We start from the raw sequence: 26,007 nt of genomic DNA on the forward strand, positions 1-26,007 counted from the left end.
TCGCCATTTACTTTTTTAAAACGAATTAGGTTGCAAAAACTTTTCTTGTCAATAAGTTCTTCTTGAACATCATAATATTCATCTTGGATTTTGACTTCATTAATATCAAATTTTGGTTTATCATATACATTAATAACCATATGAAATATATACGAATATCCAGATAACCTACGAAAATGACCTGAAGTTGCTTCCCAATATTTTTTTTAACCCGTTTTGCTCATCATCTGACATATAAGGAATGCGAACAGGTAAATTAATATTGTCAGAAATTCTACGAAAGCGTTTTGCCAGATTGTCAAAATAATCTGAGTAAGGTTGCAGCAAACGCATATTAAAATCATAGATATTATAAAGATAGCTATTATCAAGAGGATTAAACATTTACGAGCCTCGCATTTTAGTATGATGACAACTGGAGTGGTGCATCACGATACTAAAGTAATATACACAAAATTATAAAATAGCAAATCCTCTCATTTTGTGTTTCCCCAACACTGAGAATAATAATAATAGTCTCTAATTTCCTCTTGAATCACAGTTGCCGGTTTTCCTGCTTTAAATTGATAGATAAGCATTTTGGCGCTGATAAGGCGTTGTTGAAGAAGAACCACCAGGGAATGAGAGTTTTTTTCTGGTTTACCATAAAACTCAGCATTTAAATGGGATTTCAATTCATCAGCGTGTAAAGAAGAATCTAAAGTAATTGCGTTGTATGATTGTACTAATTCTTCTTCCAATAAATGAGGATTTTGAGTTATATTTTTCTCAGCCGCAGTAATTGCCTCACAAAAACCTTCAAGCATGGAGCGGCTAATCGGATCTTTTTCAGACATGTTGAATAAGTCGGAAATTACTGTATGAGGAAGAAGAGGAGCGACTAATTTATCAAAAGGGAGAGCAAAACCATGGCGGTAATGATTACGATAATTCTGTCCGAAAAATGAGTAACTTATTTTTTTAGCTGGGGAAAAATCAGGATCATCCAATGCTAGGGTATCTGCATGCCGTCCTTTGTAACTCAGAATACCTGCACAACCAAAATCAACAATAGCAGCTTGTTTTACAGTATTGTTAATCATGCAATAGCCAGAGTTGAGTAGTTTGGAATTTAATAAATCCCATAAATTAAAAACTAAAGCTACAGCATACAATTGCCCGAGAATTCTTGCCTCTTCTGATGTGAGGGATAAATGAGCACGTTTGGGTAAATACTCCCGTTCAAATAAAGGTTCTGTTTTCACTACTTCTTTTTTTGCTAAAAATTCGGAAAAACTGTTTATGAATTTGGAAATGACTCCAATTGATTTATCCTTATCGACATGAAGATAGTTTTCAGGGACAACTAAAATACCATCAAACATTTTTTTTGCCATTCGGGGAATTAAAACCTCAAGAAAAGCGCTTTCAAGCTTAATTGAGAAAATATGTTCCATGGTATCAAATGTAGGATTTTTCAGCTCCTCATGAGAAAGATATCCTTTAAATACATCCTCTACTGTCAGAGGGTCCGGTTTTTTAATCAGATAATAAGCACCAAACTGATCGCATAATATTTTTTTTTCTGTGATTCCCTTTGATAAAGAGGATGCAATTTTCTCTGGCAGCTCTTCTTTTATTACCTCTACAAGCTCAATATTAGGATGAAGCTTTGGCATGATTCATCTCCCACAAAAAACTCAATAAATGTCGTTGTTGGTTTTTAGTTGCAAATTAAAGTTTATTTTTGAGTAAAAAATGCTTACTTATTTCCATCTTATTACACAAAGAAAGAATAAGGCACTATTTTATTTGGATTTTTAACAAGGAAGTGAAGATGATTGGATTCTGTTCGAAATGAAAATATTTTCTATTGATCAGCCAAATCACATTATTTACATCAATGTGATTTGGTTATAAGCGAATGCAAAATTCAATTAAGCACTCATATATTGACCGCCATTGATATCTACATTAGACCCCGTAATAAATCCTGCTTCTTCACTGACTGAAAATGAAACTGCATTGGCAACCTCTTCGGGTTTACCTAGTCGTCCTACAGGAATACTGCTTGTGATCTTATCAAGGATGTCTTTTTTCAGAGTAGTTACCATGGATGTTTCAATATAACCAGGGGAAATGGTATTTACGGTGATCCCTTTACTCGCAACTTCCAGAGCCAAGCTTTTTGAGAATCCAAATAAAGCAGATTTTGTCGCAGCATAATTGCACTGCCCTAATTGTCCTTTTCTACCATTAATTGATGAAATACAGACAATGCGTCCATAATTTTTCTCAATCATGAAGGGTAGAACGTTACGTGTAATATTGAAAGTACTTGTTAAATTAGCATCAATTATTTGTTGCCAATGGTGAGGTTCCATTTTTTTTAAGCTGACATCACATGTGGCTCCTGCATTGTTTATCAGGATGTCAATGTGACCAAAGCGCTCTATAATTGAATTAGTGAGTGTTTCACAATCAGAAAAATTGATTAGATTTGCAAAAAGAATTTCAATATCATAACCCGCTTTTTGTTGTGCAGTTTGCCATTGCAATACTTCGTCATGCTTACCATTTTTAAAGTAACATGCAACAACTTTATAATTGGTTGCGAGACGACGACAAATTGCAGTACCTATTCCTCCTGTACCTCCAGTAACAACTGCTATTTTTCTATCCATGAATAGAATCTCCCGGGTGAAATTGGATATTGGCTCTCTTTATGCTAGATTAAGCGTTTCGATATTATTCTAAATTTTATTGTAATATGGCTAGTTAGTTTTTACCTTGGAAAGCGCTGTGGTAAACCCTAATAAACTAAAAACTCACGAAAATGGATAGAAAAGCTGTTAATGCTGTTAAAGTTGTTTAAAAAATTCTTTTGTAATGAAGGAATTGCTTTAATTTAGAAAAATTAACCGTTTATATTGGGGATAGCAATCACATGCTGTCTAATTATTTTAGTATTATTTTTACCAAGGGAATCGATATGGGTTTTGCTAATGCAGCTGTTTTTGTGGTGGATGACGATCCTGAAATTTGCCGGTCATTTCGTTGGTTATTTGAATCAGTGAATATCCCAGTAAAAACTTATGAAAATGCCAAAGCTTTTCTTGATAGTTATGATGTCACTCAGAAAGGATGTATTATTATCGATGTACGTATGCCAGTTATGAGTGGGCTCGAGTTACTGGAACATATCAATACTTTAAGAAATCAATTATCAGTGATCATGATCACTGGATATGGTGATATTCCAATGGCTGTGCGAGCTATGAAAGCAGGGGCTGCTGATTTCATCGTTAAGCCGGTTAATCACCAGCATTTACTGGAAATTACGCAAAAATGTCTTAAAAAAATACACACTAATTCCATCCAGTCACATCCTAATTTCTATGAGCGCCTGGATCGCTTAACGAAGCGTGAACGGCAGGTTATGGATTTAGTCATTGAAGGAAAATTAAACAAGCAAATAGCTCATGAACTTGACATATCTATTTCCACAGTAGAAGTCCACCGCGCAAATGTTATGCGAAAAATGGAGACTAAGACTTTAGCCGAACTCATAAAAATTAATCTGCTTCAAGCTTTTTCTAATGATGAGCTTAATTCTTTAGCGAGTCTTGATGGTTAGATACGCTTTCGAGTCAAATTGAGTGGTAAAACAAAACACCCGAATACAAGAGAATCTTAAATAGACTAACAATGTGCTATAAAGTGGGATTGATAAATAATCACAATGACAAAATAGTTTTTTAAATGGATAAAAAATGATATTATTTTCAGTTTTTTACATAGCGAGGTATGAATTATGTCACGATTCCCAAATACAACTTCTAATGAGTTACGCCGATACTTTAATAGCCAGAGCTTGGAAAATTTACTCAAAATTAACATCTCTTATGGGCCGCATTTTGAGTCGTTGGATGCTCGAATTGACGAGTTCAAAATGAATTTAGGTAAGGCTAATTCGCGCTTGGCTTATTTTACAGAAAAGCATACGGCTCATCTGTTAACTTATAAAGAGATTGAAATCCGTGAAGTATCATATCAATCAATTCGCAATAGCATGCTTTCTGAAACGGATCAAACTGACCGACTTCTAGGATTAAAAGCAATAGGTATTTCTCCCATGGAGACATATGAATATGAGGAAAGGTGCTTAGCAGAAGCAATATCAAAAACATCTGATGAAATTGAGCGCATGAATCGTTTTATTACTGATTTAGAGGAAAAGGTAAAAATCGCTTTTTCTGAATTAAGAATTTTAAATAGTGTTATACAAGCTAAAAGACAACTCATATCTGAACCCCCCTCGAAGCAATTGGGATCACAATACTAAATCCTGTCTTTAGGTATAGAATAAAAAGAGATTTAAAGTATTCGGTAATTCATCAACTTATCGAATACTTTGCTTTCGGGTCATGCACGAGGCCTATTCTGGGAGGGGGCTATTCCAAAATATCTTTAGTATAAATAAAATTGTTCCTTGCTTTATTCATGAGTATCTTAAATTGTTGTAAGTGTTTTTCTGTTGCTGTTGATGAATGTAAAACAAATTCAGAAACACATAGTGCAAATATGAGCCTGCGTATATCCCGAATTGTTTCCTGAAAAATATCAATTCGTTTTTTGGTTTCAGAGTTGATTTTAACTTCCAGTTTTAAATTTTCAGAACTAATCTCAATGGGGGCGCAATTTTTGATCACTTGACTTCGTAGTTTTTCAACAAAAATAAAGGTATTAACTTTTTCAGTCCGACACTTAATTATTTGTTTAACGATTTTGTTAAAAAAATTATAAACCATCATCTGGTGAAATAAATAGAGCTTTTGTGAATAACGATAGGTTTGAAATAAAAAATAATCCCCCACGAGAACAATAAAAACACCAAGCAAAGTACAGATACCGCGATTCAGCACCATCTCAAATGGACCCGCAGGTGAGTTCGCATCAGTGGTTTGGGCTAATAGCAAAAAAACAACAACAGTAATGAAAAAGACACTAATATCATAGCGGCGTGTATTTAATGCTGTAACAGATAATCCAATGATTCCTATGGTAAATACCACAGGAATTAATCGATAATTCACTTGCAGAAGATAAATTAAAGGAATTAAGATCAACAAAGCGGCAAAAGTTCCCCCGATACGATGAATAGCTCGCCTAACAATCAACCCTGGCTCGATTCCCGCACTAATCACAATTACTGTGAGTAAAACCCACCATTTATGCGGTATTGTTGTAAATAAATAAATTAACATGGCAACCATAAACATAATCGCCAAGTGCGTAAACCGCGCATAATCAAGTTTTTTTTTCAGTTGTGTCGCAGAAAGCATAATTTATTCCAACGAATAAACGTTTCTTGTAAGCAATGCGTAATGTAATGTTGTAATGTTGTTTCTGGTTCTATAGGCATTGTAGGCATGCATTGTGTATAGGTTTTCATATTGACTCTAAGCCAATAGAGATTGTTTTTTATACCGTACCAAAATACTTCATTCTTTTTCTCATAATATAAATTATCCAATGCGTGTTGGATATTTCGTATGCTTACCGACATACGACATGCTTGCATGATGTATTTTTTAGGGAGCAGTCGTCGATAATTTCGCACCATTCCCAAATGGCGAATTTCCTCTCCAGTAGGTTTTGTATGGCTCTGGTTTATTGCTGAATCAATATCTTCTTCGAGGTATTGAATAAATTTTTGCAGGGCCCTATTCCAAATAATCAAATAGACATTAGGGAAACATTTCAAACTCATGAATACAAAGATCATCGCTAATGTAGTTGATGAAATAAAACCATAGGCAACTTCAAGATTAGCAGGCGGTTCAGTACTCAGAACAACAGCTCCAGTTGCTATGAGCAGCATAATTAAATTTTTTAGGGCATAGAAATATTTTAATACACAAAAATAGGTTACTGCAAAGACAAAAACTGAGAAAAAGAAAAAAACGCCACGAAATGGATAAACAAGATAAAAAGATACGCTAATGAGAATAATTGCAGTGCCAATAAAAAACAGCAGTCGCTCTTTTTCTTTAAAAGTAGTTAGTACTGGAGCTTCATACAGGCCTACCAAAAGAAAAGGTGAAAAAAATGCCAGGAAACTGACTGGACGAAACAACCAGTAAACATATACTTCTACAGTCGCAACGAAAAGACACTTATAAAGGGTAATCCGTTGTAATGCGTAGGGATCAACCTCGTCAAGCCATTGCTTAAACTTTGATATAGACATAAGCACTTGTTCCAAGGCGCAGCGGGTAATGAGGATCCGGATCGGTGATTCGAATGATCACCGGAAGTCTTTGTGGCAATAAGACCCACTGATTTTCATTAATGACGTTTTGTAGCTGAGTGCGGTTGTCCACTAATTGTCGATTAGCTGACCAAAAATCTGAATCAATGACTCCATGAAACATTTTTCTTCCCAGATACATTCTAGGGAATATTAATACTTTTGCACCCTTACGTACATGACCCAGATCTGTTTCATTAAAGTTTGCCTGAATGTAAATATTATCCGTATCCACTAAAGAAAAAAGAGGTTGATTAATATTTACTGGTGTTCCAATACTAAAAAATAAATTTTGGATAATTCCATTATTTTGTGCGTATACATCAGTTTGTTCCAAATTCACCTTGGCATTTTTCAATCGTGCATGGATAGATTTAATTTCATTTTCTTGCGCTTTGATTTGATGTTGAACAATTTCTAATTGTTTTAAAGCGGCATCCCATCTATATTTAGCAGCTTTTGTTTCTTGCTGGGAATTTTGTAAGGTGATAAGAGAGACCGATTTTAATGCGTAGCCCTTGGAATATTTTTGATCATCCTGTTTGAGTCTGATGTAATTTTTTTGCTCATTTTCACTTAGTTTGAGATCACGTTCATAAGTACTTTTTAATGCAGCTAATTGCGCCTCGGCACCTGCCAAATCTGCGCTAAGTTGTTCTACGGCATAGATATAGGGTTTTTGAAAGACAGTGAATAGTTTTTGCCCCTTTTTGACAACATCCCCATTTTTTATATAAAGACTGGTAATGTACCCATTTGCAAGGGCTGCGACAGGGCGTACGTTATTAACGACAAATGCATTATCTGTGAAAGGGAATAAATAAGAAAAAATATAAATAACGGTCGTTAAAATACCAATCAAAATGATAACATTGGCTAAAGTGAACCAGTGTTTTAATCGAACATATCCCCGTTTAACGTGTAGATGATATCTGCGTAAATGTATCATAAATATAAGTTACCGTTAAAATTCCATACTTAAACATCATCAACAAGAACTCTATTGAGTATATGCATATCCACCCGCCAAGTCTTGATATAAAATAACCAATGACATGGCGAGCTCCAATTTGGCCTGATTTGTTGAGAGAGCCAAGTTATCTAAATAGATTTTGCTTTGTAATAATTCTTTATAGGAGATTAATCCCGTTTTTAGTAACCCTTGTTGTAATTTGTATTTATGACCATAATCCTTTTCAGCACGTAAATAAGCCATAAATTTTTCACTCATGCGCCTGTTGGCAGAAAAGTCACTATCGACTTCTTTTAAAATCTGTCTCACCGTTTTATTCAATTCAGCAGCTTTTGCATTATAGGCACCTTTACTTGCCGCAATGTTTCCCAGGGTACTGAGCGAAAGCGTCCAATTGACGTATGCATCCGTTGTGTCAGCAAAATTACTGTGCGGCAAATTTACTTCACCTAGAAAATCATCTAACTGAATTCCTGGGAAAAAATCACTATAGGCAACTGTAATACCTGCTCTAGAAGTTTTTAATGTATAGAATGCCATTTTCAAATCAGGACGATTATTTAATACGGTAGCAGGTAAGCTGCCTGGTTTAAAACGGGAAAAATCTATTTTCGCGAAATTATTTTTATTGTTTACCCTGCCTGGATTCGCATTAATTAAATAACGAAGTGCATTTTCACTGAGAACTATATTATGCAAAATAGGTTTAATTTGTGCTGCGATCAGACGCTCATCGGTTTGCAATTGAGCTAGAGTAATTTCATTTGCTAAACCAATTTTAATATCCCCTCGACTCAGTTTAATTAATGACTTTAAGTCACTATCCAGTTGTTGCAGTAATCTTAATTGTTCTAATTGAGCAATTAAAGTGAAGTATGCTGATGCGATCTGGCCAATTAATGCAAGGCGTACGCTCTCAATTGCAGTACGGTAAAATTGAACATTGTATGTGGCTTTTTTCTGTTGCGCATAAAGTTTCATAATGTTCACGAAATAATAGGGCCATACCCCATAGAAAGTACCTGGTGACCCAAGGGCCGGATTGGTGGAGTAGCCAGCGAGTATTTGTACGAAGGGCAGCCAACTGAGTTTGACTTGCAGCAATTCGCCTTTTGCTTGTTGTAAGTTTCCTATGGCAATATGAATATCCATGTTGTTCTGCAAGCCAGCGTCGATCAATTGATTCAATTCTACATCATGAAATTGTTGCCACCAAGCAACAAAAGGTAAATCAGCTATGGGTTTATAATCCTTTGTACTGGAAGGAAATTTAGATGGCAAAACGATGTGCTGTTCAACCCCTCTATTGCAGCTTAACACACCTGATACCAATAATATCAAGAACAGTATTCTCTTTAACATGAAGCGATCATCGTCTGGCTCAAAAGTGTATTTCTCATACTTATTTATATTTGGTTGTGTATTAGTACAGGTTATTCTTTATATTCCTTGAAATGATTGGGGTTAGTCAATAATTGCTAATGATGAATTCATACAGTGTGCTTACTCTCTCCATGTCGAATCACTTAAATGCTCGTCCATTGCTTTACCTGGAGCGCATTCTTTTGAGAAATAACTATCACGACGTTTAAGGTAAAAATTATTATAGTAATCCAAAGCATTTTTTTTTGCGATGTAATCAGGAATCCCGAGCAGTTTTGCTGTGCGGTAATTTCTTTGTACTGCCTCACATTCGGTTTTTGCTTCATTATATTCACCACGAGCGTGCATGCTTTCATGGGTTAAGATATTTAGAGAGATGATTTCATCCAAGGTTGCACGCTCAGGATGGTTCACATAATCCATCAATAGCGAGCATTTGGGATATTGGATGACAATGTATCCAGTTTTAGGGTCTGTATGGCCATAAACCCTTGGTTCCTCATCGAAAAGTGTGTCAAATAAGGTATTGCAGTGTACTTTTACAGAATGATTTTCGGCTAATTGTTTTGCAATTTCTGTTAAAAAATGTTCAAAACGCCAGTGACGAAAAGGAGGCCATGCAAATAACAAAGCCAAGATCAGGGATATTGCAAGATAACCTTTGGATATGGGTAAGTGACCAGTGAGCTCTCGGTAAACTAACCAGAAGAAAAATAGAGAAATCAGCGCCCAGAGCATGATGGTCCTTAAAATGAAATCAACATTTGGATCTCATAGTTAGTTGTTTACTGGAAGAAAAAAGCAGATCCTACGCTTTGTTATATCACAGGCATTAATTGTAGTATAAGGTAATGGCTGCTCAAAATAAATGAAGCCGCGAAGAACCTGTCTCTTTACAGGTTTTTCACGGCTTCATTTTCTCTTTTGATAAAAAATGGGATGGCTTTTTAAGGACAAAAGTGGTGATGTATTTTATGCATGTAGTGTAAGGCTTAAAAACAACCCCTGGAATGAGAAGTTATTTGTTTCATTACCAGCAATACGTTGAGGTCCTAAATTTACTCCATCAGGACTAAAAGTTACCCCAGTAAATCCTCTAAGTGTATCCATAGAGCTCAGATATTCGTTGATTTGATATCCAATAGCCGCTGTCCAGGTTGTACTATAAGTCAATGCATGAGTGTAGTCCAAACCAATTTTTCCTGTGATGCTATTAACAACTCGATTGCGCTTGGGCCATTTGAAGCTGAAGTTAGAACCTAAAAAAACCTCTGAGAAGGATTGCATGGAGCCTGCCATAAGCGCGTAATCAAAATAACCAAGCAAACCAAAGCCATGGCCCAAGTCGTAATGCCCGTCCAGACTGATTAAGGGGCCAGCACCGCTAAATTTGCTACTAACATGTCCTGGTGCTGCAAAAGACAGGTCATGCTTTATTTGCACGTAGCGCACCCCAAGAGAAGGGCGTATTTTAAACACCCCTGACGTATCACTGTATTTTCTTCCTGCTCTTATATCTGCTTGATCGACTCTATAATTCAAAAATGCATCACTGACTAATCCAGGCATAGACGCGATAGGAATAAACGCATCAGGGAATAAAATACTTCCAAATAAAACTGAGCCATTGGCAAAACTATTCACAGCGTGGGTTTTATTTTTTAAATAAAGATAATTGACTTCAATGTTATTTGCGGACATTGGTATATCATAACCAACAGCAACACTTCCTGCCCATTGGTAGTCAGGATCAAAAGGTGTGCTTTCTGCTTGAGTGCCGCCAGGAACATTGAATAGCCAGCTGTCAGTGACTAATCCGATGCCTGTTTCACTTGGTTGTACATAATAACCTGTACCACTTACGTAGAGCCCCCCAGGGTTTTTAAAAGCACATAGTACACCAGTACAAACAGGACCATCTTTATCAATGTATGGGGGTAGAGGTGCTGATGAGGCCGCACTTGCAGCACAAAAGCCCACAAAAGCCAACAACAACTTCAATGTCATATTTTTCTCCTTTTTGATTGACGCCATACATTACTTTTTTTATTCATTCAATTCAATGTAATTTACTTAAAAATCAGAAGAAGCCAATTGGTTTAACCTTAAGGAAAAGAAACAAGTAGTTAATCGAGATGATCTAATGGCAGGGATGTTGTTTCACAAATAGTTCTTAATATAAAGCTTGATTGCACACTTGTTACGCCATTGATACGCGTTAGCTTATCTAATAAAAAAGATTGGTATGCATTCAGGTCTGGTACAATTACTTTCAATACATAATCTGCAGATTGACCTGTAATTAAATAACATTGAATGACTTCAGGAAGAAAGCGCACAGCCTCTTCAAATTGGTTCATGACAGCGGGTTGGTGACTATTTAATCCAACTAAAACAATCACGGATAATTTTAAACCTATTTTTTCAGGTTCAAGAAGTGCAACCATTCTCTTTATGTATCCATTATCTTCTAATAATTTAACACGGCGAAGGCATGGAGAAGGTGATAAGGCTACCATGTCTGCTAGCTCTTGATTGTTGATTTGGCAATTTGATTGGAGTATATCAAGTATTTTTTTGTCAGTGCGATCCATAGTGTTTAAAAATAACATGAATTTTTTATATTTTAGCATTTAAATCTAAAAAATCATTAAAAAATGAAATTTTAGTTCAAATTAATTCTATAAAAGCCTATATTTGCAATAAAATTTCAAAAAAAATGAATTAAAATAGGGGGATGCATAGGTTATAGTCATTGTGCGTATATTAGCTGCTTGTTTTTTTGAGGATTTTTATGTCTACATCACGAGTTGTTGCCTGGTTTGTATGGATTATTGCGTCAATATTTTATGCATACCAATATGTTCTTAGAGTGATGCCCAATATTATGATGAATGATATTACGTCACAATTTCACATCGATGCGACGGTTTTTGGGCAATTTTCTGGCATTTATTATCTTGGTTACTCTTTAATGCATTTGCCAATTGGGATTATGCTGGATCGTTTTGGGCCAAGAAAAGTTATGACAGTATGCATCTTGCTTCCTGTTGTTGGATTGCTACCGCTTATTTTCGCTGATAATTGGATTTATCCCCTAGTAGGAAGGGCGTTAATTGGTATTGGATCTTCGGCAGCGATTTTGGGAACATTTAAAATCATACGTATGACTTTTAAAGAGCAGCATTTTTCTCGAATGCTTAGTTTTTCGGTGATGATAGGACTTATTGGCGCTGTTTATGGTGGTGGACCTGTGAGTTATATGTGTCAGGCAGTGGGTTACAAAATGGTAATTGAAGTGTTTATTGCTATTGGTCTCATACTGGCTTGTATCACCTATTTTATTGTTCCCGATGAAAAACCTACTTATCACACATCAGTTCTTTCTAATATTAAAACGGTTTTTACCAATAAAAAAGTAATCTTGATTTGCTGTTTTTCCGGGTTGATGCTCGGACCTCTTGAAGGTTTTTCTGATGTGTGGGGATCTGGCTTTTTAAGACAAGTTTATGGCTTGAATACATCAACAGCAAATTACTTGCCATCAATGATCTTTATAGGAATGTGTTTTGGATCCCCGATTTTAAGTTTAATCGCGGAAAAAACAGGATATTATCTGGGAACAATTATCGCTGCAGGGATAAGCATGTGCGTGGTTTTCACTGCACTTGTTATGGGTATGTTAACAGTATCCAGCATTACTGTATCTTTTATATTGGTTGGAATGTGTTGCGCTTATCAGATTTTGGCGATTTATACAGTTTCCACTTATGTTCCCGAGCATCTTGCTGGCCTGACGACTGCGATTGCTAACATGATAATCATGATTTTTGGTTATGCTTTCCATACAGTGATTGGTTTTGTAGTCAATGCAAACGGCGGGATTCGTGAAGCGAGTGCTTTTGTATATGGAATAGGTGTTATACCTGTCACGTTGGCAATAGGAGTTATGGGCTTTTTCTTCGTTGCCTATCGAGATAAATATATTGTGTCAAAGCTCCAACCAGTAGGCTCTCCCAGTTAAAACAGATCCTGCAAAAATGTAATCTGGCAGGTTGGGCCAGAATGACCCAACCTGCCTGTAAATAACCATTAAAAGTCAATCACATCCAAAACAATTTCCAGTGGAAAATTTATCGATATCAGCTACTATTTAATTGTAGTTGCCATGTTATGATGGTTAATAGCGCACATTACAATTCATTTTAAACACGGGCCGTTAGCTCAGTTGGTAGAGCAGGAGACTCTTAATCTCTTGGTCATAGGTTCGAACCCTATACGGCCTATCAATAAAATCAATGACTTATAAAAAAAATTTGCCGGCGCATTCTAGCTCCAAGTGCGACAATCATTTTTATGTTGCTGTATAAACACTTCTTTTGGCATTTTAAATCCTAAACATTTTCTTGGGCATAGGTTCATTTTATCAGCTAATAAATCAAGCTCTTTTTGTGTTACATTGTCAATTGTAGTTGTTTTTGGCAGATATCGTCTTATACGACCATTCATGTTTTCATTACTTCCTTTCTGCCAAGGAGAATGGGTTTCACAGTAGTAGACATTACAACTCATTTTATCTTCAAGATACCTATAATCAGCAAACTCAACCCCTTGGTCGAAAGTTATTGACTTAAGCATTTGTTGAGGTAAGTTTTCAAACTTATTACCTATCCTCTCCATAACACCTTTGGAATGCTTGCTATTATTCTTAATAAGAAAAACCATTCTCGATTTACGCTCAACTAATGTTGTAACTACTTTCTTTTTGTTACCCATAAATTGAATAGTATCCCCTTCCCAATGACCAAAGCGTGTTCTTGAATTAATATCAGCGGGTCTTTCTGTAATTAAACGCATGTCACCACCAAAACGGCAATGATGCTGTTTTCTCGAATAACGTTTGTATCTTTTAGCCTGTTTATAGGGTAAACAATGATAAAGCTCTTTATTTTTTGATTTATAAATATATTGATAAATGGTTTCTGGGCAAACATAAATAGTGAGCTTTTGGTATTTCATCCTTCCTGAAATTTGCTCTGGGCTCCAACCTTTTTTTAAACTTCTACATACATAGTCTCGTAAATACCCATCCTTTTCTAATTTACTGCGTCGACCATTCGATGCTCTTGAAACAGCGTACTGATGAGCTATACCAGGCAGATATACATGATGCTCTTTATTGCGATTAACTTCTCGGTATAAAGTCGATGGATGTCTTAATAGTTTTTTCGATATTGATCTTATTGATAAACCCATATCAAGATAGGTATATAAACGTTGTCGATCATTCAACGTTAAATGAGTATAATCTCTCATGTGGCAGACTCCTTTGCTTTAATATTCATGTATTCAACAACTTGAATATACAGTATTTTTGTCTGTCGCACTTCTAGTTAGAATTGGCCAAACCCCATCAGAAATTTTTGGTACCAGTTTTGGTACGGATTGATCTTCCCTCGAAAAACCGGACACCAACATTAAGCAACCATGCCAAAGTCATTAGGGGTTTGAAATCCTAAAGAGGAATGGATACGTTGTCGATTGTAAAAACACTTCAATGTAATCGAATAGAGCTAATTGAGCCTCTTTTCTTGTTTTATATGAAACTCCATAAATCCCTCAATTTTTAAGGTATGATAAAAGCTTTCCATAACAGCATTATCGTAGCAATTACCTGAGCCACTCATGGAGCAAATAAATCCATGTTCTTTTAGAAGTGCCTGATATGCGTTGCTACAATATTGCGATCCCCTGTCCGAATGATGAATAACACCATGAGGTGGTTTATTGCGTTGGATAGCCAGAATTAAAGCCTCCTCGATAAGTCCAAGCGTGTTCCCATACTCCACAACCCACAATTTTTCGATTAAATAAATCAATTACTGTAGCTAAATAGAGCCAACCCTAATCTGTATGGATGTAAGTAATATCAGAAGCCCAAGCAACATTGACAGCTATTGGAGTAAACTGTTTTCCCACTGCTGTAATCGCGGAACACTATAGGTTTGTCGTGATTTTTCATATTCTTCTCGTAGCGTCTTAGCCAAAAGTGCATCCCCTTGCTTACGTTGACTAAGCCTATCTTTTAACCATGAATAATAGGCGCTGCTTGATACATTTAATGCGTGACATAGAGTTTTTACACGATGGAAAGCCGATTGTTCTTTGATTAACTCGTACTTCGCTGGCCTTCCTTGGCGAAAAACGCTGCGGCTTTTTTTAGAGTTTCTCGTTCCTCTTCAAGTTCAGCAACTCGTGCTCTTAATCGCCTTAATTCCAATTCTTTTTCATCAAGTCGAGGTTGATTAGGAAATGATTTCTCTTGATTGCTCTTGTAATGTTTTCGCCAGTTATAGAGATTATTTTCCGCTACTCCTAATTCCCTTGCTACTTGGCGTAATGATTTACTGCTTTGCTCAGCTTTCATTTTGAACTCTTTTGTGTATACGTTTCTTACCATTATTACTCCTTGTTGACGAAATTGTATCTCTTAAACAAGGTGTACGGCTATTCGAGGAAGGATCATATCACCCATTGCATGGATTCATATTCTTTTTACAGGAAAATATAACTTCAAGAAGATCAATGGCATCATTGATATTTCTGGCCTTGTACAGAAATTCGAGAATCAGCTAAAACAGAGCTTTTGGAAAGATGAAAAACAAGCGGCGGCTTAGTATTTTCAAATGGTGTTATTTTGAAATCCCTCTTTTTGTTGGTTCTTCCAGGGAACCCCAATTAGTTACTTTAGGAAGACACTCAAATCCTGGTCTTGCAAAATAAAAACCTTGCATGAGTGAAATGCCATTTTCTTTAAACCACCGAGCCTCTTCTGCTGTTTCTACCCCCTCAGCAATAATCCTTATTTTGAGTAGATTAACAGTTAAAATAATTCCTTTAACCATAGCTTGTTTCACTGGGTCAGAATCAATATTACGAACCAACTTAATATCAATTTTAATGAAATTCGGTTGGAAATCAGAAAGCAACCCAAGACCGGCATATCCCGCACCAAAGTCGTCAATAGCAGTTGAAAAACCCCGATTTTGGTAATACTGAAAAATAGTAAGTAATTTTTTTGGATCATTAATTTGTTCGCTTTCAGTCACTTCAAAAATAATTTTATCTAAGGGAAAATTTGCTTTGTCTGCTGCAGCTATAGTAGTTCTTATACATAGTTCAGGTGAGTAAATTGCATTGGGTAGAAAATTAATGGAAATACATTCCTTCATTCCAAGTTTTTGGGCAAGAAAAATACTTCGTATACGGCATTCTTGATCAAATCGATAACGATTTGTTTCGTTAACTTTAGACAGAATCTCTTCTGCTCCTTCTCCTTTCAATCCTCGTATCAAAGCTTCGTAGGCAAAAATCTCTTTTTTATTCACATCAACAATGGGTTGAAAAGCGAAGGTAAAATCAAATTCGAGGTTGGTTTCACATAATGCACAGACAAGATTTATTTGATCTTTTTTAGTTTTTTTTTTCAAAATTAGTTCCTTTCAATACTATTAATACCATCTGTAGCTTTCAATCAGACGAATTGCATGCCTGAGGCTAAGAAACAAAGCCGTAAATTGCTCCAAAATGAGATTAACTAAAACTTCCTTTAATTAAGATCTCTTTAAATGTGACCCTATATTATGGCATTTTGGTTGTCTACTAATCCATTTATCTTTGATAATTTAGTGCAGAAATACTCATATTAATAGGGTTGTGTCGCAAAAATATGATCTAGCTGATGAAGTCCTATGATTTTTCAAGGAAATTGGATTGAAAACTGACCGCATATCCAGCCCAAACTGGCAATGAATAAACTTAACCTTGAGATTTAAATTGATATACAAGTAGTCCTTCATGGCCTTGATAAGTCATCTTAATTGTAATAACTGGTTTGCTTACAAACTTTTGAATTACATTGTTCCAAAATGCACTAGCAATTTCATTGTTGTCCCACACTCTTAATTGCCAAGATCCTTCATGCTGCTTCCACAATTGATGTGCTACAAATTGTCCAATATTTTTTTGACGAAATTTTCTCATAATAAAGAACTCTGCTATATCCCAAATAAGAATCATAATGATAACTACTCACAAAAAGCACCACGGCAAACGTCTTTCTCCCTCAATAAAACAAATTATTGGGTTTAAAGCCATCCGCAACGAAGAAACTCTCACCCACATTTCCCATACTTATGAATGCAGTCGGGGTACTGTTTATGCTCAAAGAGATAAAGCGCTTCTCGCAGTCAATCAAGCATTTGAAGAAGATGATAATGAGGTACTTTATTATATTGTATGCGTTGGGGAAATACGGGTTGAATTATCTGATAAAGCCAAAAGGCTGTTTGCCTATGAAGCAGAAAATGTGTTTATGACCCATGGGCTTCTTGGTCAAGGTTTAGAAAGCAGGGTAAATTACCCTGAAAATACAATCGGATTAAATTAAGGAAGAGATTTATAATCCATTTAACTCTAGTGAATTTTATTTTCAACAAGTTAATATGGTGATAGGGGAATCAACTGGTTGTAGGATTATCAAAGTATGAATCAATTTGAAAATCGTTATTGGTAGTTATTGAAAAAAGTGGCTTAACTGGGGTGTATAAATTTGCTTGATTACATCACTAGGCATTTAAGCCAAAAGGACACTCACATTGCCTTTCCCTTTTTTCTTAGCCTGATAGAGTGCTAAATCTGCTCTAGCAATTAAATCGTCAATATTAGTATCCTTTTTATCTACTAATGTTGCACCGATGCTTACACTGGTTTTGATGTCTTGATTATTTGATATGGCAGTTATAATTGAATCCGCTTTAATTTTTAATGCATCGCTATCTACTCCATGAACCAGTACTATAAACTCATCTCCACCGAATCGACATAAATAATCTGTCTGTCGAATCTTACTGAGACATATAGATGAAATTAACTTTAACTGTTCATCACCCTCTAAATGCCCAAATGTATCATTAATATCCTTAAAGCTATCAACATCAATGACCATAATCGCAAAGTTTAGGTTGCTCCTGAGATGATTAGCAAAAGATACAGCAGCAACATCATAAAAGCGATTTCGATTAATTGCGCCTGTGAGCTCATCTTTATTTGCAAGTTCGTATAAGTTATTCTGCGAGATTTTCTGTTGGGTAATATCTCTCTCTATCGCACCAAAATAGGAAACTTCGCCCTTATCATCGAATAGTGGAATTACTGAAAAATCTAACCAATATTCTCGACCATCTTTACTATAGTTGAGAAGTTCAACACGAACAGGTTTTTTAAGTACCAGTGATCTTTTTATGCGTCTTAGCGTATTTTTATCAGTATTTGAGCCCTGCAGTATGCGAGGCGTTTGACCAATCGCTTCTTCTTTAGTAAAGCCAGTTAGATTCTCAAAAGCTTTATTTACATACAGAATTATAGGGTTGTCTAGATTGTTATCTGTAATAAGAACAACGTCACTTGTTGATTCTAAAAGTTTTGCTTTATATTGGTTTAGATCGTCCATAGAAATTTGTTGTCCGTATGTTTTCACGGCTCTTCCGTATTTTTAGTGTAATGTTATTATGCATAGATTTCGAAGCCTTGCAAATCGAGGAGTAATCCCAAGGACAAAGCGCATGCCTGTCCTTAATTACTAAAGGCACTAAAAAATAATATGCTTGGAGGGATCATCAAACTATCGCTTTTCAAGAGAGCAGCACAAGTTCACCAGAATGAGTATTTTAAAAACTCATCTCAATATCTAAGTGTCAATAACTCATGTTTAAAATTGGTTATTGAGATACCTCAATCTTAAAAAAATTTTAGATAGAACGTAAACGTTCGTGGAAATACGGGTTGCTTGGAAAGGAACAATTAGTTTAATCCTGTCAAGTTAAAAGGCAAGAGAGCCTTATAGTCCTCCGCTGCTCTACCAGGCTCTGTTCATTTTTTGACACAGAGCATAACCGAACTTCACATAAACCTCCTGTCATCAAAAACACATTCCAAAAACAAGAATATTAGTGTATTTTCGAACACTTTGATTTGGAACTAGTTCTGGAGCGGAATTTTCCCCGGTTTACCCTATAAAAGCAAGACCTCATCGTTATGCACCAAAAACACCCGTTTTATTAACCATCGGGCAAGATTAAAGTTTTAGTCTAAAGTTATGAGTCCCGGCGATGAATTTTAAGAAAGATAACCATGAATCAATGCTCTGAAAATAGGGGTAGAACTTACTGAGTGGCAGGTCGCGCCTAAAATCAAATACAAAGCATGGAATCATTATGATAAACACAGCAAGCCTAGGTACTGATTAAATTTAAAAGCCTAAATTAAAACATGATGCAACTTGTCTGAGGTGTAGGTGGCTGGGTTTCAAGCAAAGAAGCACATTGATTAATTAAGCGTAAAATCATCTGTGGTTTACTTTCAGCGGTAAAGCTAAAAAAGCGTAAATTACAGCCAGATGTATTATCTTCGGCATACTTCATGCCTGCTTTGAAATCTTGCATCATCCCTGTAACAATTTCATTAAAATAACGTGTTTTGATGTTTTGTTCTGGGTTTGTGTTAGTAAGAAAAGCCAGCATATCACTTACATCGTCTTTGAGCTTATTAATATCTTGTTCTGAAATAGGAGTTCTTAGTGAATCACTCTCATCATTAGAAGTAACTAAATAAGAAACTGCCCATGCTGAACTCGTTAGTACGTCGGGTTCGCGTAGAAGTGTAAATTCTATCTGGTTATGGTTGGTATAGAAATACAGCACTTCATATAATTGTAATAATAAGATACCAATAGTGGCTGTTTTTTCGTTTGGATCTGATATTTTAGGCAATTCATCAAGCGCAAATACATTTATAAGATAGATTATCTTTAGAGGGTTTACTGAGTCAAAGTTTATAGTTTTTGTTATTAGGTAGTCGGTGAAAAACTTTTGCGCTTCATTTTTGGTTACTTCTCTATCAGCTTCTAGGAAGCGTTTGCACACTAACATGCCGTGATGATTGCTAAAGCGGAGCAAATATTGCAGTGTTTCATTGGGCAAATTATCAAAAGGATTTATAGCGTCGGCTCTTAACATTTAGTTGTTTTCATTTAGTTATCGTGAAGGAATTGTTACGTTTCTTTAAAGTGGAAAATGTTACCATGGTGAATGGATATTGTACAGCATGTGTGTCTCCGTGATCCGCTTTGCTTCTTAGGAGCTATGTTTGCTCATCAAACAATACAATAGCCTATAATTTAGACACGCCTTGGTATGAAGTACACACTTGTGTTTGATGTATCAAAAAGTGAGTGGGATATTGCAGAAAAGCATTTTATCTCTAGTAATTAAAGGTCAACTTATAAAACAATTTTAAAAAATTTACACCAGGTAAATCCCTAGTTAGAGACTTAGAAGAGCGCGTTAATCCTTAAGATAATGGAGCAGGCGATAGAGCCGTTTTTTCCTTTGGTGAACTTAATAACTCATATTTATATGGTCGGAGTGACAGGAATTGAACTTGCGACCCCTGACTCCCGAAGGCAATTTCAAATAATTCTCAATGTAATTCCAAAGAGGTTTTTTAAAACTATTTGATACGGTTTAAAATCGAATGGAGAAAAAATGGGGGCTAGGTCGAAGGTTCAAATCCTTCCTTCCTGACCAATTTCCATCAGAAATATTTGGTATCGATCGCAAAATGGCACCATAAAAAAATCAGTGAAAACTGGCTTAACTGTATTCTATAATTTTGAAATCTTGTGAGTATTAATGACTATGAATCACATGGGAGTGGATAAATGTTAGCTGATTCTGTTATATGTGGAAAATACAGGCATTATAAAAACGAAAAATTATATGAAGTCATTGGCCAAGCACGTCATAGTGAAACAGATGAAGAGATGATAGTGTACAAAGCACTTTATCATTGTGATCAATTTGGGGATAACCAACTTTGGGTTCGACCTATGCAGATGTTTTTTGAGAATGTCATTCATCATGGGAAAACAGTCCCTCGATTTCAACGAATAGAATAGCAAGCTGCCTGATTGAAAAGTGCAACCCGGGTTTCGGTCCTAGCCGGCGCCCAGGCTACGCTTAAGCTAAGTGTGCTAATGTAAGTATTTTCTAAAACCCTTATTTAAAATAAAATTGCTGGGTGTCAACAAAAACCGGTTCATATTAATTTGTGCGCTTAATTAGACGTTCAGGCAATAACTATGTGGACTATAATATTTTGACAAAATCAATACGACTAACTTATTATCATTCGAATGCATGAATGACGTGCAACGTGTCTTCTCCTCGGGATGAACAGGAGAACTGGTTTCAAAACTTGGTTTTCAAGAATAAACTGGGTTTGTTGCTGAGGTAAAGAAAATTAAGTGAGCTATTGGGTTGATAGACTTTCGTCTTCCTAGGGATCATCTAGATGCTTTAATTCAGCAGTGTTATGACTCCACTCACCATTTTTTCAATATCACTTTTGTATTTATTATTACTCAATTACTGAGAGGTTATTCATTCTCATACATTAACATAATTAATTATTTGGAGTTTTTAATGCTTAATAAAACAATTAGTACTGTTTTACTGGGAACTTGTCTGGTTACTTCTTCCTTTGCCTCTAGTTTTTGGAATAAATTTTATCCGGTACAAAAACTTCATTACCAAACAGTTGCCACTCAAAAAAATACACTGAAACAAAACTACACTGATTTTTCTGGAAACTGGTCTGGAACTTGTTCAGGAAATGATGAAATACAGACTTTAATCATTAATAATGACTCTTTTTATATCGAATTGGATGGACAACAATACAGCATAGGTGAAATGTTAAGTGAGTCGTCATCCAGTAAATGGTCCTCATCAAATTTACATTTTCTCCTTACCTGGAATACTGAACGAACAGTGTTAAAGAATAAGGCTGTGTTTGTTAACACCAATTGGACTGATGGTAGTTCCGATCAAACACTAATGACCGCTAATTTAGAAACTACTTTCAGCATGAGTGGTGATGAACTTATTGTACAAACTTATCAGGTTAATTCTGATGGAGTTCCTCAGCAAGGCACTGAGAATAAATGTACTTTTCATAAAACTGCTTAAATAAACTGAAACTAAATCAATAGGTTCAGCAAGCGTAGCCGTAATCCCCGATGATAGAAGTTCAATATCCTGATTACGGCTACGCTTGCTGAGATAATTATTTTTGTTATCGCGAGTTTTTTAGCACTACCTCTATTACCATCAATTAAAGTAAAACGAGAAATAGAACTCGATTTTGTAGAAAGGAAATCAAATATGTTAAAATCGAGAAAAAACCGTAGTTACATCTTTTAGTGTCTGAGCAGATTAGGGGCTCATTGTATTAAATTAATATTATTTATTTTAAAATCATATCCTTCATCATCATGTTCCATAAGGTATAAAACGCCAGTCCGATGTTATTTATCACAAGGAGAGGCTGTAAATGGGGCATAGGGGAGTATAACCTTTACTAACTTCTTTCGTGATGTGTTGTATACTCGCTTCTGTATCAGTCATGCCTAAAAGACCCATTTTTCCTAATAGATTTGAATGCTTATACAATATATTTTGCTCCTCTTGGGTAAATTGCATCACGTGCTTCCCTTGCATTATGGCCCCAAGGTTGACCAATAATTCCGATTTTTCCGTATCGTAATCCGGATCTCATCCAAAAGTACAATAAATCATTGCTACATTGCGTAATGCAAAAGAGGAGTCTTTAGCAATAATTAAAAAATTAAAAGACGTTTAAATTCTTGTTCGTTTAAAACCCAAGCTTTCCTTCGGGAGACATAAAAGTAAATGAGTTCTATAAATATTATTTATTATAACATTTTAAGAACTCATTAATTGGAATAACGCTTTAATTACTTATTTAAGCATTTAAAAAGCGGAGAGGTTTTCTAATGTATCTTTCTAGATCTCCATGATGTGTTTTTTGATGTGAGTATGCAAAAAATTTAAAGCAATTCAGGTAATAGAAGGCTCGAATCCTCAGGAGGCATAGGTTTCTCATATTCTTGAGATGGAGTAAAGAAAAACATTAATGATTGTTCGCGCCTTAAGTTTGGTGTTAGGGCGGCTTGTTTTTCTCCTACTAGGTTTAAATTAGACTCAAATGATTTTGAACGTGTGATTTTTGCTTTAGCATGACTATCATTGTTTTCTTTTGCAAAAGCCACAATTGCATTTTGTTTTCTTGCTCTTTCAATATATACAGCAGCCCAAGAATAAGCAATATGCGAATTATCACCTAGAATGCGTCCTTTTTTTATCAGTTGCCCATTTCGATAAACTAAACATGCATCTTTCAGACTTCCATGAGAGCCTCTTTTATCTTTTTCCATTTCAGTGGTAACTGAAAATTTAGCATTGCCGCTCACTTTTATCATACCTGTATATCCTGTTACCCTCGGCTTCTCATATTTAAATATAGCAAAGAGTGCATCGGAGGTATCATGGGCAAAATTTAGTTCATGATATTGGGTGGCGGAAAAACAGGCTAATAAATTAATATTTATGTCTATGTCTGGTAAGTTATTTTTTGCTAATAACTTTGCTAGTTTAAAGGGGGTTAAATCATAGTCACTAGGTTGTTCTAATCCAATAAGGAAGGGCTGTCCTTCTCCATGGAGAACAATTTCGTCTCCATCATTAAGTTGTTTTATTAGTTTCTGCATGTTCTCTTTATCATAAAGATAAAAGATTTCGTTAGAATGCTCACCTTTTTCTTTTCTACATAATTTAGTCAAACTGTTTTTCAGTTCTCTCTTGGCATCAAGAAATGCAAATTTTAACTGGCTATTATTATTTTCCTGATGAGTTAATTTTTTAGGAATAGGAAGTAGATGATATTTCATAAAAAACCTTAATTAATATAGTTGACAGTTTCTTAAACTCTTATGGTAAGTGTCATTCCATCCATTTTTTGAGGAAACGATTTCATTTTCTTGATTCCACTGACTGTGAGTAAACAAAGTTACACCTGTCAAAAAGATAGAAATCCTTTTTGGATCTTTTGATAAAAGTGTTTCTCCCTTAAGCTTAAATTGCTCTTTGATAAAATCTACCAGTCTGGCAAGATGCTTATTTTTTGAAAGTTCTTTATTATAAAAAGGAAGTCGTTCATCAAAATAAGATTTAATATCATTGTTGGTACTCCCAAAGAGCAAGGGACTGTTTGTTGCGATCAGTTTTAGCATCACTTCAATTTCATAGGTATATGCATTTGCTTTATTATTCGCGATTTTAGCTGAAACATTAAGTGCATGACCTGCTTCATGCCCAATTTCGCCAATAATATTGATCACATGCTACGAAATGATTATTGCGAATCGATATCCATCAGTCAATACATTTAGTGTTCATTTGGATTTTATTTGAAGTGATCTGACAAATATTATGATCAAAAACTTAATTTAAATACATAAAGATTTATAAGGCGGGAGATTAACTCAATAATGAATGATTCCTACTTGAATTAAATTCGGGCATTTACTGTAGACGCTATATTAGAAATGCTTTTGATCACACTTAATTTTCAGAATAATCCTACCCGTGATAATCAGAGATAAATTCATTTCCGTTCACGCGGGTCCAACTCGCTAATGCAACCACTATTAATTAGTTGCTTGAGGTAAAAATACATATTAGCAAGCATAGACTTGGCCGAAAAACCCAGCAAATACTCGGGTAAATCACTGATATGCGTTATTATTATATTTTTTATTAATAATCAATTTCTAAGGTCAAGATCGGGCGTTGGGCTTACAGCCCAACCTCGCTTGCTTTTATTTTGACGGATTATTTTTTGCTTATATTTTAAATTGATTTGTATCAGTTCTTGAATTAGGTGGGGTAGTATCCTTGGATGCAAATAGTCGTGGAGAGTAGGGTGAATCCAAGTCACTTTTTTTCTTAGCAGTTAAGGGTACATCGCTATCCGTCTCGTTGATATCTATTTGAGGGGATTGTGACGAATGCTCTGTTAGAAATTTTTTAATATTATTAATGTTATCTGTACTGAATGGACGTACAGTATCCATCGCGTTAGCCAAAAGGCTCATGTTCCCTTCTCTTAGATCCTTCTCAAATTTATCTATTTCCGCTTCGTTTTGAAATATAACTGTAAAAATGTGAGTGCGTGTACATCCCGATTTTTCCTTTTCAGAAATTGATATAGCGCGGGAAAGCGTCTCTCCTTTTACATAACAAGGATAGGTTTCATCATCTGCATTATCTTCAATATCGGATGCCCCAATTTTTCTTTTAAATTCGCTGTCAGTTAAATTAGCACGGTAAGTAAAATGGACCTCACTTTTTGTTCCTTGATCAAAGATGAGGGTAATTTGTGGTATTCTTTTGGACATAGCGTATTTTCCTCTCTTAATTGAAAGTCGTTATTATAACAACTCGATATCATGAGAGAATGCGCTCATTTTGAAACTGCTTTTTTCCAAAAAAGGAAAAGCTAATGAGAGCGAATTGTAATTTCAAACTACTTCAATTTCAACTGGGGCAATGCCTTTTATACCGAGCTTTTTAGCGGCACCAAAGGATAAATCAATTAACCTGTTCGATAAAAAAGGTCCTCGATCAGTAATTCGAACCACAATCGTACGGCCATTATTCAGGTTTTTAACCCGTACTCGGGTAGCAAATGGGAGTGTTGGATGAGCTGCTGTCATCGCATACATGTTGTAGCGCTCTCCGGTAGATGTTTTTTGATTCCGAGCGTGCGACCCATACCAGGAAGCAACTCCTTTTGCTTTGTAATTTTTGGCAGATTTCATCACATGATATGTCTTCCCTCTGACTACATAGTGATCAGGACCATTAGGTTGCTGATGGGTACAAGCAACCAGTAGCATTGGGAGCAAGCCTGTAATGAGTTGGTAAATTCTTAACAAAATCGCATAATAGTTCATAAAGTTATCTTCTACTTCCGTTGCAGATATTTTAAATATAAGTTTTTAAATGTTATTAAGAGGACATTTATAAATCACATAATTTTAAATATACATAATTAATAGATCACGAGAAACAAAGATAATTCTTGCAAAGAAAATCGTCAATGGGTAACACTTGTTTATCATTTGCCTTCATCATTGATTATATATTTTTTGGATGCACATGTACTAACAAATTTTGCTGTATAACCCCTTATCCATAATTCAGGATTCAGTGGCAGAAAAAGAGGGTATATGGTCGAAGAAAGTACTCAGAGCCTGGCGTGCAGCGTTATCAAAAAATAGTGGGAGAAACGCTACATGCCCCAGAGATAACTCGTCAAAAATAAGAGAGCATGATTGACCGCAGGATAATCAGCAAAATAACTTCATTGGGAATGC

Annotated in this window: 28 protein-coding genes and 1 tRNA gene; 7 read left to right on the top strand and 22 right to left on the bottom strand. The window is 35.5% G+C overall.

Going from position 1 to position 26,007, the window contains the following annotated elements; translation table 11 throughout:
• Positions 1 to 168: 168 nt before the first annotated feature.
• The 3 genes from Lpar_RS19325 to phbB all read right to left on the bottom strand — a co-directional run bounded on the left by Lpar_RS19325 (position 169) and on the right by phbB (position 2,663).
• The gene (locus Lpar_RS19325; RefSeq protein ID WP_237759378.1) at positions 169 to 384 is read right to left on the bottom strand and encodes a hypothetical protein; all 216 of its coding nucleotides are present in this window, start codon (positions 382 to 384) and stop codon (positions 169 to 171) included.
• Between the two features lie 92 nt (positions 385 to 476).
• A complete protein-coding gene (locus Lpar_RS09180) occupies positions 477 to 1,658 on the bottom strand; it encodes a hypothetical protein (RefSeq protein WP_058517663.1) in 1,182 nt (393 codons plus the stop codon).
• A gap of 258 nt (positions 1,659 to 1,916) precedes the next feature.
• Positions 1,917 to 2,663 (bottom strand): acetoacetyl-CoA reductase, encoded by a 747-nt coding sequence (gene phbB / locus Lpar_RS09185; RefSeq protein ID WP_058517664.1) that lies wholly within the window; start codon positions 2,661 to 2,663, stop codon positions 1,917 to 1,919.
• 308 nt (positions 2,664 to 2,971) lie between these two features.
• Between phbB and Lpar_RS09190 the strand changes: the two genes are divergently transcribed.
• Positions 2,972 to 3,616 (top strand): response regulator transcription factor, encoded by a 645-nt coding sequence (locus Lpar_RS09190; protein WP_058517665.1) that lies wholly within the window; start codon positions 2,972 to 2,974, stop codon positions 3,614 to 3,616.
• A 177-nt stretch (positions 3,617 to 3,793) separates the two neighbouring features.
• Positions 3,794 to 4,324, top strand: coding sequence for a hypothetical protein (locus tag Lpar_RS09195; protein WP_058517666.1), 531 nt, complete (start codon positions 3,794 to 3,796; stop codon positions 4,322 to 4,324).
• 109 nt (positions 4,325 to 4,433) lie between these two features.
• Here the strand turns inward: Lpar_RS09195 and Lpar_RS09200 are convergent, their stop codons facing one another.
• The 7 genes from Lpar_RS09200 to Lpar_RS09230 form a co-directional block, all read right to left on the bottom strand.
• Positions 4,434 to 5,324 carry an FUSC family protein gene (locus tag Lpar_RS09200; protein ID WP_058517667.1) on the bottom strand — a complete coding sequence of 297 codons (891 nt, stop codon included), beginning with the start codon at positions 5,322 to 5,324 and terminating at the stop codon, positions 4,434 to 4,436.
• On the bottom strand, positions 5,303 to 6,232 hold the full coding sequence (locus Lpar_RS09205; RefSeq protein ID WP_058517668.1) for a hypothetical protein: 930 nt from the start codon (positions 6,230 to 6,232) through the stop codon (positions 5,303 to 5,305). Before Lpar_RS09205 ends, Lpar_RS09200 begins: the two co-directional genes overlap by 22 nt.
• Complete coding sequence (locus Lpar_RS09210; protein WP_058517669.1) at positions 6,213 to 7,241, bottom strand: HlyD family secretion protein; 1,029 nt, start codon at positions 7,239 to 7,241, stop codon at positions 6,213 to 6,215. The genes Lpar_RS09205 and Lpar_RS09210 overlap by 20 nt, the downstream gene beginning before the upstream one ends.
• Before the next feature lie 51 nt (positions 7,242 to 7,292).
• Positions 7,293 to 8,627, bottom strand: coding sequence for a TolC family protein (locus Lpar_RS09215; protein WP_058517670.1), 1,335 nt, complete (start codon positions 8,625 to 8,627; stop codon positions 7,293 to 7,295).
• A gap of 141 nt (positions 8,628 to 8,768) precedes the next feature.
• Entirely contained in the window at positions 8,769 to 9,386 is a 618-nt protein-coding gene (locus Lpar_RS09220; RefSeq protein ID WP_058517671.1) for a hypothetical protein, read from the bottom strand.
• 234 nt (positions 9,387 to 9,620) lie between these two features.
• Positions 9,621 to 10,655, bottom strand: coding sequence for an Lpg1974 family pore-forming outer membrane protein (locus Lpar_RS09225; RefSeq protein WP_058517672.1), 1,035 nt, complete (start codon positions 10,653 to 10,655; stop codon positions 9,621 to 9,623).
• 119 nt (positions 10,656 to 10,774) lie between these two features.
• On the bottom strand, positions 10,775 to 11,242 hold the full coding sequence (locus tag Lpar_RS09230) for an Lrp/AsnC family transcriptional regulator (protein ID WP_058519225.1): 468 nt from the start codon (positions 11,240 to 11,242) through the stop codon (positions 10,775 to 10,777).
• Positions 11,243 to 11,442: 200 nt separating this feature from the next.
• Between Lpar_RS09230 and Lpar_RS09235 the strand changes: the two genes are divergently transcribed.
• Together Lpar_RS09235 and Lpar_RS09240 are read left to right on the top strand one after the other, a co-directional pair.
• Positions 11,443 to 12,672: an MFS transporter gene (locus tag Lpar_RS09235; protein ID WP_058517673.1), complete on the top strand. Its 1,230-nt coding sequence runs from the start codon at positions 11,443 to 11,445 to the stop codon at positions 12,670 to 12,672.
• Between the two features lie 189 nt (positions 12,673 to 12,861).
• Positions 12,862 to 12,934: transfer RNA gene (locus Lpar_RS09240), tRNA-Lys, on the top strand.
• A gap of 43 nt (positions 12,935 to 12,977) precedes the next feature.
• Here Lpar_RS09240 and Lpar_RS09245 read toward each other — a convergent pair.
• The 5 genes from Lpar_RS09245 to Lpar_RS09265 all read right to left on the bottom strand — a co-directional run bounded on the left by Lpar_RS09245 (position 12,978) and on the right by Lpar_RS09265 (position 16,691).
• Positions 12,978 to 13,964 carry an IS30 family transposase gene (locus tag Lpar_RS09245; RefSeq protein WP_058517674.1) on the bottom strand — a complete coding sequence of 329 codons (987 nt, stop codon included), beginning with the start codon at positions 13,962 to 13,964 and terminating at the stop codon, positions 12,978 to 12,980.
• A gap of 257 nt (positions 13,965 to 14,221) precedes the next feature.
• Entirely contained in the window at positions 14,222 to 14,527 is a 306-nt protein-coding gene (locus tag Lpar_RS18480) for a DDE-type integrase/transposase/recombinase (protein WP_082650355.1), read from the bottom strand.
• Positions 14,528 to 14,817: 290 nt separating this feature from the next.
• Positions 14,818 to 15,108 carry a transposase gene (locus tag Lpar_RS09255; protein ID WP_058517675.1) on the bottom strand — a complete coding sequence of 97 codons (291 nt, stop codon included), beginning with the start codon at positions 15,106 to 15,108 and terminating at the stop codon, positions 14,818 to 14,820.
• A 232-nt stretch (positions 15,109 to 15,340) separates the two neighbouring features.
• Complete coding sequence (locus Lpar_RS09260) at positions 15,341 to 16,138, bottom strand: EAL domain-containing protein (RefSeq protein WP_058517676.1); 798 nt, start codon at positions 16,136 to 16,138, stop codon at positions 15,341 to 15,343.
• A 328-nt stretch (positions 16,139 to 16,466) separates the two neighbouring features.
• A complete protein-coding gene (locus Lpar_RS09265) occupies positions 16,467 to 16,691 on the bottom strand; it encodes a hypothetical protein (protein WP_133133965.1) in 225 nt (74 codons plus the stop codon).
• A 37-nt stretch (positions 16,692 to 16,728) separates the two neighbouring features.
• On the opposite strand from Lpar_RS09265, the gene Lpar_RS09270 reads away from it, so the two are divergent.
• Positions 16,729 to 17,097 (top strand): hypothetical protein, encoded by a 369-nt coding sequence (locus Lpar_RS09270; protein WP_058517678.1) that lies wholly within the window; start codon positions 16,729 to 16,731, stop codon positions 17,095 to 17,097.
• Positions 17,098 to 17,283: 186 nt separating this feature from the next.
• Here Lpar_RS09270 and Lpar_RS09275 read toward each other — a convergent pair whose 3' ends face one another.
• Both Lpar_RS09275 and Lpar_RS09280 read right to left on the bottom strand, forming a co-directional pair.
• Positions 17,284 to 18,186: a sensor domain-containing diguanylate cyclase gene (locus Lpar_RS09275; protein ID WP_058517679.1), complete on the bottom strand. Its 903-nt coding sequence runs from the start codon at positions 18,184 to 18,186 to the stop codon at positions 17,284 to 17,286.
• 784 nt (positions 18,187 to 18,970) lie between these two features.
• Positions 18,971 to 19,723, bottom strand: coding sequence for a hypothetical protein (locus Lpar_RS09280; protein WP_058517680.1), 753 nt, complete (start codon positions 19,721 to 19,723; stop codon positions 18,971 to 18,973).
• Positions 19,724 to 20,427: 704 nt separating this feature from the next.
• Here Lpar_RS09280 and Lpar_RS09285 point away from each other — a divergent pair.
• Positions 20,428 to 20,664 carry a DUF1653 domain-containing protein gene (locus Lpar_RS09285; protein WP_058517681.1) on the top strand — a complete coding sequence of 79 codons (237 nt, stop codon included), beginning with the start codon at positions 20,428 to 20,430 and terminating at the stop codon, positions 20,662 to 20,664.
• 526 nt (positions 20,665 to 21,190) lie between these two features.
• Positions 21,191 to 21,736, top strand: a complete 546-nt coding sequence (locus tag Lpar_RS09290) for a hypothetical protein (RefSeq protein WP_058517682.1) — start codon at positions 21,191 to 21,193, stop codon at positions 21,734 to 21,736.
• 345 nt (positions 21,737 to 22,081) lie between these two features.
• Here the strand turns inward: Lpar_RS09290 and Lpar_RS18825 are convergent, their stop codons facing one another.
• The 5 genes from Lpar_RS18825 to Lpar_RS09310 all read right to left on the bottom strand — a co-directional run bounded on the left by Lpar_RS18825 (position 22,082) and on the right by Lpar_RS09310 (position 25,584).
• On the bottom strand, positions 22,082 to 22,267 hold the full coding sequence (locus tag Lpar_RS18825) for a hypothetical protein (RefSeq protein ID WP_133133966.1): 186 nt from the start codon (positions 22,265 to 22,267) through the stop codon (positions 22,082 to 22,084).
• A 350-nt stretch (positions 22,268 to 22,617) separates the two neighbouring features.
• Positions 22,618 to 23,517 carry a hypothetical protein gene (locus tag Lpar_RS09295; RefSeq protein WP_058517683.1) on the bottom strand — a complete coding sequence of 300 codons (900 nt, stop codon included), beginning with the start codon at positions 23,515 to 23,517 and terminating at the stop codon, positions 22,618 to 22,620.
• A gap of 12 nt (positions 23,518 to 23,529) precedes the next feature.
• The gene (locus tag Lpar_RS09300) at positions 23,530 to 23,967 is read right to left on the bottom strand and encodes a hypothetical protein (protein WP_058517684.1); all 438 of its coding nucleotides are present in this window, start codon (positions 23,965 to 23,967) and stop codon (positions 23,530 to 23,532) included.
• Positions 23,968 to 24,471: 504 nt separating this feature from the next.
• Positions 24,472 to 25,026 (bottom strand): hypothetical protein, encoded by a 555-nt coding sequence (locus Lpar_RS09305; protein WP_058517685.1) that lies wholly within the window; start codon positions 25,024 to 25,026, stop codon positions 24,472 to 24,474.
• A 123-nt stretch (positions 25,027 to 25,149) separates the two neighbouring features.
• Entirely contained in the window at positions 25,150 to 25,584 is a 435-nt protein-coding gene (locus Lpar_RS09310; protein WP_058517686.1) for a septal ring lytic transglycosylase RlpA family protein, read from the bottom strand.
• Between the last annotated feature and the right edge of the window lie 423 nt (positions 25,585 to 26,007).

It is taken from the genome of Legionella parisiensis (assembly GCF_001467945.1).
Classification (GTDB): Bacteria; Pseudomonadota; Gammaproteobacteria; order Legionellales; family Legionellaceae; genus Legionella; species Legionella parisiensis.

Excerpts from the sequence above, each read along its gene's own strand:
- Lpar_RS09295 (WP_058517683.1), bottom strand. The coding sequence starts at position 23,517 with ATGAAATATCATCTACTTCCTATTCCTAAAAAATTAACTCATCAGGAA.
- Lpar_RS09235 (WP_058517673.1), top strand. The coding sequence starts at position 11,443 with ATGTCTACATCACGAGTTGTTGCCTGGTTTGTATGGATTATTGCGTCA.
- Lpar_RS09305 (WP_058517685.1), bottom strand. The coding sequence starts at position 25,026 with ATGTCCAAAAGAATACCACAAATTACCCTCATCTTTGATCAAGGAACA.
- Lpar_RS19325 (WP_237759378.1), bottom strand. The coding sequence starts at position 384 with ATGTTTAATCCTCTTGATAATAGCTATCTTTATAATATCTATGATTTT.
- Lpar_RS18825 (WP_133133966.1), bottom strand. The coding sequence starts at position 22,267 with ATGCAAGGGAAGCACGTGATGCAATTTACCCAAGAGGAGCAAAATATA.
- Lpar_RS09310 (WP_058517686.1), bottom strand. The coding sequence starts at position 25,584 with ATGAACTATTATGCGATTTTGTTAAGAATTTACCAACTCATTACAGGC.
- Lpar_RS09195 (WP_058517666.1), top strand. The coding sequence starts at position 3,794 with ATGTCACGATTCCCAAATACAACTTCTAATGAGTTACGCCGATACTTT.
- Lpar_RS09265 (WP_133133965.1), bottom strand. The coding sequence starts at position 16,691 with ATGAGAAAATTTCGTCAAAAAAATATTGGACAATTTGTAGCACATCAA.
- Lpar_RS09230 (WP_058519225.1), bottom strand. The coding sequence starts at position 11,242 with ATGGATCGCACTGACAAAAAAATACTTGATATACTCCAATCAAATTGC.
- Lpar_RS09210 (WP_058517669.1), bottom strand. The coding sequence starts at position 7,241 with ATGATACATTTACGCAGATATCATCTACACGTTAAACGGGGATATGTT.
- Lpar_RS09270 (WP_058517678.1), top strand. The coding sequence starts at position 16,729 with ATGATAACTACTCACAAAAAGCACCACGGCAAACGTCTTTCTCCCTCA.
- Lpar_RS09245 (WP_058517674.1), bottom strand. The coding sequence starts at position 13,964 with ATGAGAGATTATACTCATTTAACGTTGAATGATCGACAACGTTTATAT.
- Lpar_RS09285 (WP_058517681.1), top strand. The coding sequence starts at position 20,428 with ATGTTAGCTGATTCTGTTATATGTGGAAAATACAGGCATTATAAAAAC.
- Lpar_RS09215 (WP_058517670.1), bottom strand. The coding sequence starts at position 8,627 with ATGTTAAAGAGAATACTGTTCTTGATATTATTGGTATCAGGTGTGTTA.
- Lpar_RS09280 (WP_058517680.1), bottom strand. The coding sequence starts at position 19,723 with ATGTTAAGAGCCGACGCTATAAATCCTTTTGATAATTTGCCCAATGAA.
- Lpar_RS09220 (WP_058517671.1), bottom strand. The coding sequence starts at position 9,386 with ATGCTCTGGGCGCTGATTTCTCTATTTTTCTTCTGGTTAGTTTACCGA.
- phbB (WP_058517664.1), bottom strand. The coding sequence starts at position 2,663 with ATGGATAGAAAAATAGCAGTTGTTACTGGAGGTACAGGAGGAATAGGT.
- Lpar_RS09190 (WP_058517665.1), top strand. The coding sequence starts at position 2,972 with ATGGGTTTTGCTAATGCAGCTGTTTTTGTGGTGGATGACGATCCTGAA.
- Lpar_RS09225 (WP_058517672.1), bottom strand. The coding sequence starts at position 10,655 with ATGACATTGAAGTTGTTGTTGGCTTTTGTGGGCTTTTGTGCTGCAAGT.
- Lpar_RS09180 (WP_058517663.1), bottom strand. The coding sequence starts at position 1,658 with ATGCCAAAGCTTCATCCTAATATTGAGCTTGTAGAGGTAATAAAAGAA.
- Lpar_RS09255 (WP_058517675.1), bottom strand. The coding sequence starts at position 15,108 with ATGGTAAGAAACGTATACACAAAAGAGTTCAAAATGAAAGCTGAGCAA.
- Lpar_RS09205 (WP_058517668.1), bottom strand. The coding sequence starts at position 6,232 with ATGTCTATATCAAAGTTTAAGCAATGGCTTGACGAGGTTGATCCCTAC.
- Lpar_RS09290 (WP_058517682.1), top strand. The coding sequence starts at position 21,191 with ATGCTTAATAAAACAATTAGTACTGTTTTACTGGGAACTTGTCTGGTT.
- Lpar_RS09200 (WP_058517667.1), bottom strand. The coding sequence starts at position 5,324 with ATGCTTTCTGCGACACAACTGAAAAAAAAACTTGATTATGCGCGGTTT.